Source organism: Rhodococcus sp. P4_B6 (genome assembly GCF_056402215.1).
On the sequence record NZ_JBFUHV010000110.1, the window covers coordinates 23,124 to 29,315 of the forward strand.

Below are 6,192 nucleotides of genomic sequence, written 5' to 3' on the forward strand. Positions count from 1 at the left end.
TCAGAGGGTGAGCAGCGTTTTGATGGCGCGGCGCTCGTCCATCGCCTGGTAGCCCTCGGCCGCCTGGTCCAGCGGGAGGGTGAGGTCGAAGACCTTGCCGGGGTCGATCTCGCGGCGCCAGATCAGGTCGATCAGCTCCGGCAGAAAGCGGCGGACGGGTGCGGGGCCGCCCATCAGGTGAATTTCGGCGAAGAACAGTTGGTTGGCGGGCAGGGTGACACCGTCGTGGGAGACGCCGACGTAGCCGACGTGCCCGCCGGGCCTGGTCGAGCGGATGGCCTGCAGCATCGACTCCTCGGTGCCGACGGCTTCGATGACGCTGTGTGCGCCGAGCCCGTCGGTGAGTTCCTTGATCGCGGCGACGCCCTCGTCGCCGCGGGATTCCACGATGTCGGTGGCACCGAATTGGCGGGCCAACCCTTGGCGGTCGGCGTGCCGGGACATGGCGATGATCCGTTCGGCGCCGAGCTGTTTGGCGGCGAGCACACCCATCAGGCCGACGGCACCGTCCCCGACCACGGCCACGGTCTTGCCGGGTCCGGCCTCGGCGGCGACGGCGGCGAACCAGCCCGTCCCGAGGACGTCGGAAGCGGCCAGCAGCGAGGGAACCAGGTCTTGGTCCGGCTGACCGGGCGTGGCGACGAGCGTTCCGTCGGCGTAGGGGATGCGGGCTTTCTCTGCTTGGGTGCCGATGTCTCCGGCGACGAAGGAGCCGTGTACGCAACGGGATTGGTAACCGGCTCGGCAGATCTCGCAGGTGTTGTCGGAGACGGCGAACGACCCGACGACGAAGTCGCCGACTTTCAGGGTCCTCACGGCCTCACCGATTTCCTCCACGACGCCGACGTACTCGTGTCCCATCAGGGTGTGGTCGACCGGTTCCACACCCCGGTATGGCCACAGGTCGGATCCGCAGATGCAGGTCGCGGTGATCCGGATGATCGCGTCGGTCGGCTCGATGATCTTCGGGTCTTGCCGCTCGACGACGCGAACATCGCCGGGGGCATACATCACTACTCCACGCATGGTGGTCCTCTTCTGTCGTTGGGGGTCAGCGGGCGGTGTAGCCGCCGTCGATGGGCAGGGCGACGCCGACGACGAAGCTGGCGCCGGGGCTGCACAGCCACAGCACGGCGGCGGCCATTTCGTCGGCGGTGCCCAACCGGCCGATGGGTTGGTTGGCGGCGGCTTCGTCGGGGTCGAGGTCGCCGGAGGCGATCATGTCGGTGACCAGTGGGGTTTCGATGGTGCCGGGACAGATCGCATTGATCCGGATGCCGCGGGGCGCGTATTCGAGTGCGGCCGAGCGGGTCAGACCGATGACACCGTGCTTGGCGGCGTGGTAGGCGGCCCGGCTGGGGAGCCCCACGAGGCCGCCGAGGGAGGAACAGTTGACGATCGCGCCGGAGCCTTGGGTGCGCATGTGGGCGAGTTCGTGTTTCATGCAGGCCCACACCCCGCACAGGTTGATGCCGGTGACGCGGTCGAAGGTTTCGGCTGGCTCGTCGGCGGCATCGGTGGCGGGGGCTTGGATTCCGGCGTTGTTGTAGGCGAAGTCCAGTCGACCGAACGTTTCGACCGTCGAGGTGACCGCGGCGGCGACCTTGGTCTCGTCGGAGACGTCGCAGTGCACGGTCAGGACCTGGTGCCCGGTGTCACGCAGCTCGGTGGCCGCGGTGTTCAGCGCGTCGTCGTCGACATCGGCGAGAGTCACCGCGGCACCGGATTCGGCGAACGCCCGCGCTGTGGCACGTCCCATGCCGGAACCGGCGCCGGTCACGAAGGCGACCTGGCCGGTGAAGTCGTACGTCGGGTTCACGATGATGTTCCTTTCATTGGGGTGGTCAGGCTGCGCTGATGGTGAGGGTGTCGGTGCCGTCGGCGCGGATGATGGCGTCGAGTCCGGTGTCGATCTCGCCGATCATCACGATCCCGGGATCGGGAATCGTGAACCCGTCTTCGCGGTAGTAGATGGCCAGGTCATTGCTGGGTGCCCAGTAGCCGAGTTGTCCTGCGCGGTAGCTGCTCTGGCCCGCACCGTCGGCGAGCTCGCGAGGCAGCGGTCCGGCCTTCTCGCGACCGCCGAGGTCGTGCAGGGTGATCGTCACTGGTAGCAGGGAGGCGAAGTCTCGTGCGGCGGCGTTGTCGTAGAGTCGTGCGGTTGCCTCCGTCGCGCCGATCCTCAACCGAATCTGCATGAACGGTGCGTCCTGACCAGGTTGTGACGTCGCAGGTTGCGCTGTCGGTGACGCCGGCGTCGCACTGTGCGCGGCGGGGTCCGATGTGCTTGCGCAGGCGGTCAGCCCGGCTACGGCTGTCGCGAGGACGACCAGCCCGGTGATCCTGGGGCGCATGGGTTTTCTCCTCTCGATGCCGGTGTTCAGCCGCGCTCTAGCTCACTGACGTGGGGACCCGCAGCGTCTCGTCGGAAGGTTGGGGCGGCGGGTTACCGGCGGCAGGACGCGCCCGGTTGGTCGCCAGCAGTGCGATCGGTATCAGCGCGGTGGCCGTGATCGCGGCGCCGAGGACCGCCGGCCCGACCACACCCAGTGACGTCGACAGGGTGGTCGCGGCTAACGCCGTTCCGGCGGCGGTGCCGAGGTTGAAGGCAGCGGTCGCCAGCGACGAGGCCAGCCGTGAGCCATGTCCGGCGAATCGCATGGTCTGGGCGATCAGCACCGGGTTCGCCCCGAGCCCGGAGGCGCCCAGAACGACGATCACACCCACCACGATCGCCGAGTGGCTCGCGGTCGCTGCCAGGACGAGCAGCAGAACCGAGGTCACCGTCACCGCCGCGGCGATGGTCGCCAGCGGCCACCTGTCGCCGATCCGACCGGCCAGCGCGGTCCCCACCAGGGCACCCACACCGAACCCGACGAGTACCAGCGGCACCAGCGCGGCGGAGATGCCGGCGCGGTCGGTCAGCAGGGGGCTGATGAAGCTGTAGGCGCCGAGGAATCCGGCCTGCGCCAGCATGATCGCACCCAGCACCGCCCACACCCGCCACGGCCGCACTGCCGAGACCTCCGAGCGCACCGACACACTCACCGTGTCCCCGGTCGCGGTGCCCGGAGCGAACCGAACGACAGCGACGATCGCCGGAACCGCCAGCACGGCCAGCATCCAGAACGGACCCCGCCACCCGGTGAACTGGCCGGCGAAGGTGCCCAACGGGACACCGGCGACCACGGACAGGCTCAACCCGCCCGACATCACCGCCAATGCCCGCGCGCTCGCCCCGGGGCCGACGACCGCGGCCGCCACCACCGCACCGGTCGCCCAAAACGTGCCCGTCGCCAGCGCGGTGAGGACGCGGGAGGCGGTGACGACGGTGAACGAGTCGCTGACCGCGGCCACCACGTGCCCGGCGGAGAACACCATCAGCGCCCCGATCAAGGTGGCTCGGGCGGGCAACCGCAGCGTGGCCAATGCCATTACCGGTGGGCCGATGATCATGCCGACCGCGAACGCCGTGACCAGCAACCCGGCCCGGGCGATATCCACACCCAGATCCGCGGCGACGTCGGGCAACAGTCCGGCGACCATGAACTCGGTCGTGCCCATCAGGAAGATCCCGGCCGCCAGCACATACACCAGCACAGGCAGGGGAGTGCCGGTGTTCGGTCGGACAGGCGTTCGCGTGGTCATGTCACCTCGTCGATATCGAAGGATTCGGTCTCAGAGCACCTCTGCGCTCGCAGCACCCATGCAACGCCGTCAGCTGCCCGCGTGGGAGGCGAGGATTAGGGGGGTGCTGGCAGCACCCCCCTCACAGCACCTGGCATCGGCCGACGCGCGGGTCGTAGCCTCGTTTGTATGGAGTCCACCAACCGAGTCGCCGAGATCGGCCAATTCCTGGCGTCACGGCGGGCCAAGATCACCCCTGAACACGTCGGGCTGCCCGTCTACGACGCCGCCAAACGCCGCGTCCCCGGCCTACGCCGCCAAGAGGTCGCCACCCTGGCCGGGCTCTCGGTCGACTACTACACCCAGATCGAACGCGGCAAGGTCACCGGCGTCTCCGAGTCCGTGCTCGATGCCATCGCGCGTGCCCTGGAACTTGACGACGCCGAACGCTCCCACCTGTTCGACCTGCACCGCAGTGCCCTCACCAGCCCGCAACGAGTTCGCTCACGCCGCACCACCAAGGCGGTGCGTCCGATGGTGCAGCGACTCCTCGACGGCTACAACGGGCCCGCATTCGTGCGCAACGCCCGCCACGACCTCGTCGCCGCGAACCGCCTCGCCTACGCCTTCTATTCGCCCCTGTACCCGGACCAACTGCACCCCGATCCCAGCAAGGCGGTCAACTTCGTCCGGTTCTGCTTCCTCGACCCCCGCGCCCACGAGTTCTATCCCGACTGGGACCAGATGGCCGACGGCGCGGTCAACCTGTTGCGCACCGACGCCGGCCGCGACCCCTACGACCGCGGCATCTCCGACCTCGTCGGTGAACTGTCCACCCGCAGCGACGAATTCCGGGTCAGGTGGGCCAAACACAATGTGCGCCTGCACTACACCGGCACCAAAACCTTCCACCACCCCGTCGTGGGTGAGATCACCATCGGCTACGAAACAATGCCGCTGCCCGCCGACCCCGGCCTGGTCCTGACCCTCTACAGCGTCGAACCCGGCAGCCCGTCCGCCGACGCCATGACCCTGCTCGCCAACTGGGYGGCCACCACCCTCACCGCCACCGCAGCCGACCACCCGGCCCTCACCACCGGCGAATAGCGCTTCGGCGACTCCGACCTTGTCGAAAGGACAATTATGACGACCATCGCAATCATCGGGGCCGGCCGAGGGCTCGGCGCGGCAACGGCCAGACGTTTCGGGCGTGACGGATTCACTGTCGCACTGATCTCGCGCACCCAGGACAAGGTCGACCGAATCGCGGCCGAACTCGCCGAGCACGGGGTGCAGGCGGGCGGATACGCCGCAGACGTGCAGGACCGGCCGAAGCTGGCCGGCGCGCTCGATCGGGCAGCCTCCGAACTCGGCCCGATCGAGGTACTGCAGTACAGCCCGGTCCCGCGCAAGGACTTCCTGCGCCCTGTCCTGAAGACGACGGCCGCCGACCTCGCCGCGGCCGCCGACTTCTCCATCCTCGGCCCCGTCACCGCCGTCCAACAAGTGCTTCCCGGAATGCGGCAACTGGGGCGCGGGACGATCCTTCTCGTCAACGGTTCCAGCGCAGCGACACCGAACCCCAACGTGGCGGGCACCTCGATCGCCTTCGCCGGCGAATCGGCCTATGGTGCAATGCTCCACGAGGCGCTCACACCTCAGAACATTCACGTCAAACAGCTCATCATCCCCGGCGCAATCGGAGGCGGGGACCCGCTCTACGCCCCCGATGCCCTGGCCGATCAGCTCTGGAACATCCACGCCCAGCCTGGCCCCTTCCGAGCCACCGTCAGCGGAATCGGCCTGACCACGTGAGTATTCCACCGAATGACCGATAGTGGCGACTCAGCGCCGCGGGTGAGATCACCAGGCGGTCGGCGATGCCACCTCATCGACCAGTGATGACCCGTCGCGCAGCTCATCCAACTCGACGAGGCACACCGTCGGCGTAGTCGCGCTGCACAGCGGACGCGACCCGCATCGCCAGCCGCGTCTTGCCGACACCGCCGATCCCGGTCAACGTCACCAGCCGAGACCCGGCCAGCAGATTCTTCGCCTCGGTCAACTCGTGCCGGCGGCCGACGAAACTCGTCAGCTCCTGGGGAAGACTTCCCGTCGCGCCCGGCGTGGAGGAAGGCTGCGACAATCGCCCGCCGCGCCAGGTCGGTTGCTCCCCGTTCCCCTGCGCATCGGCCTCCGCACGAAGTGCCATCTCGTCGACCGGGAAGCCGTGGTCGCGTTGCAGCCCTCGCAGCTGTTCCCCGAAGTCGGCGGCAGTGGCCGGGCGCTGACCGGGGGTCCGGGACATCGCGCGGGCGATCACCGCGGACACTTCGTCGGGGATTCCGTGCTCACGCAGGTCGGGCACCGCCTGCGTGGTGATCCGCCGCGCATCGACGTACCTTCCTCGGGGACTGTACTCACTGTGGAATTGCTCTTGGGGGTGTGCGAGCTGGTGGTGCGTGGAACATGGTTGTTGTGAGGTTGCCCCTCGGGAGTGGACACCGGATTTCATGCGGCGACTGACAGCGTAGACGACGCGATCAGTCGTTGTTCGAACTCCAC

Annotated in this window: 6 protein-coding genes and 1 pseudogene; 2 read left to right on the forward strand and 5 right to left on the reverse strand. The window is 68.3% G+C overall.

The window, feature by feature from the left end; genetic code table 11:
• From AC1DWT_RS34660 to AC1DWT_RS34675, 4 genes are read right to left on the reverse strand one after another with little or no spacing between them, the layout of a single operon-like run.
• The gene (locus tag AC1DWT_RS34660) at positions 1-1,026 is read right to left on the reverse strand and encodes a zinc-dependent alcohol dehydrogenase family protein (RefSeq protein ID WP_164060175.1); all 1,026 of its coding nucleotides are present in this window, start codon (positions 1,024-1,026) and stop codon (positions 1-3) included.
• 25 nt (positions 1,027-1,051) lie between these two features.
• Positions 1,052-1,819: an SDR family NAD(P)-dependent oxidoreductase gene (locus AC1DWT_RS34665; RefSeq protein WP_095870049.1), complete on the reverse strand. Its 768-nt coding sequence runs from the start codon at positions 1,817-1,819 to the stop codon at positions 1,052-1,054.
• A gap of 25 nt (positions 1,820-1,844) precedes the next feature.
• Positions 1,845-2,354, reverse strand: coding sequence for a cyclophilin-like fold protein (locus tag AC1DWT_RS34670; protein WP_095870050.1), 510 nt, complete (start codon positions 2,352-2,354; stop codon positions 1,845-1,847).
• Between the two features lie 37 nt (positions 2,355-2,391).
• Complete coding sequence (locus AC1DWT_RS34675) at positions 2,392-3,648, reverse strand: MFS transporter (protein WP_283334542.1); 1,257 nt, start codon at positions 3,646-3,648, stop codon at positions 2,392-2,394.
• A 168-nt stretch (positions 3,649-3,816) separates the two neighbouring features.
• Between AC1DWT_RS34675 and AC1DWT_RS34680 the strand changes: the two genes are divergently transcribed.
• Positions 3,817-4,734, forward strand: coding sequence for a helix-turn-helix transcriptional regulator (locus AC1DWT_RS34680; protein ID WP_477924114.1), 918 nt, complete (start codon positions 3,817-3,819; stop codon positions 4,732-4,734).
• A gap of 36 nt (positions 4,735-4,770) precedes the next feature.
• Positions 4,771-5,442, forward strand: coding sequence for an SDR family NAD(P)-dependent oxidoreductase (locus tag AC1DWT_RS34685; RefSeq protein ID WP_095870053.1), 672 nt, complete (start codon positions 4,771-4,773; stop codon positions 5,440-5,442).
• 63 nt (positions 5,443-5,505) lie between these two features.
• Here AC1DWT_RS34685 and AC1DWT_RS34690 read toward each other — a convergent pair.
• Positions 5,506-6,013, reverse strand: a pseudogene (locus AC1DWT_RS34690) (protein kinase domain-containing protein); the annotation flags it as partial.
• Positions 6,014-6,192: the final 179 nt, after the last annotated feature.